This window comes from Streptococcus cristatus (assembly GCF_003943515.1).
Classification (GTDB): Bacteria; Bacillota; Bacilli; order Lactobacillales; family Streptococcaceae; genus Streptococcus; species Streptococcus cristatus_D.
On sequence record NZ_RJPT01000026.1, the window covers coordinates 1 to 1,015 of the forward strand.

Here is a 1,015-nt window from a genome sequence, read left to right on the forward strand (position 1 = left end):
GCTTCAGCTTCAGCTTCAGCATCTAACAACCAGAACTCAGCGTCTATCTCAGTAAGCGCGAGCCAGTCTGCGTCAATTAGTGCGAGCCAAAGCGCATCAGCATCAGTATCAGCAAGCATCAGTGCGAGCCAATCAGCATCTGTATCAGCTAGTCAATCAGCCTCAGCATCTGTAAGTGCAAGCGACTCAGCGTCTGTATCAGCTAGCCAATCAGCAAGCGCATCTGTAAGTGCAAGCATCAGTGCAAGCCAATCAGCATCAGTATCAGCTAGCCAATCAGCTTCAGCATCTAACAACCAGAACTCAGCGTCTATCTCAGTAAGTGCGAGCCAGTCTGCGTCAATTAGTGCGAGCCAATCAGCAAGCACAAGCTTGAGTAACAGCGTGTCTGCCTCAATCAGTGCAAGCCAATCAGCTAGCGCGTCAGTATCTGCAAGTCAAAGTACTTCAGCATCAGTATCAGCTAGCCAATCAGCAAGCACAAGCATGAGCAACAGCGTGTCTGCCTCAATCAGTGCAAGCCAATCAGCTAGCGCGTCAGTATCTGCAAGTCAAAGTACTTCAGCATCTGTATCAGCTAGCCAATCAGCAAGCACAAGCATGAGTAACAGCGTGTCCGCCTCAATCAGTGCATCTGAATCAGTAAGCACAAGCATGAGCAACAGCGTGTCTGCTTCAATCAGTGCAAGTCAATCAGCAAGCACAAGCATGAGCAACAGCGTGTCTGCNTCAATCAGTGCAAGCCAATCAGCAAGCACAAGCACGAGCAACAGCGTGTCTGCTTCAATCAGTGCTTCAGTATCAGCAAGCACAAGCATGAGCAACAGCGTGTCTGCTTCAATTAGTGCATCTGAATCAGCAAGCACAAGCATGAGNAACAGCGTGTCNGCNTCAATNAGTGCATCTGAATCAGCAAGCACAAGCATGAGCAACAGCGTGTCTGCNTCAATCAGTGCTTCAGTATCAGCAAGCACAAGCATGAGCAACAGCGTGTCTGCCTCAATCAGTGCAAGCC

General features: G+C 49.4%; 1 protein-coding gene. It reads right to left on the minus strand.

The window, feature by feature from the left end:
- Window positions 1–152 precede the first annotated feature (152 nt).
- Entirely contained in the window at window positions 153–368 is a 216-nt protein-coding gene (locus D8791_RS10385) for a hypothetical protein (protein WP_185760593.1), read from the minus strand.
- Window positions 369–1,015 lie beyond the last annotated feature (647 nt).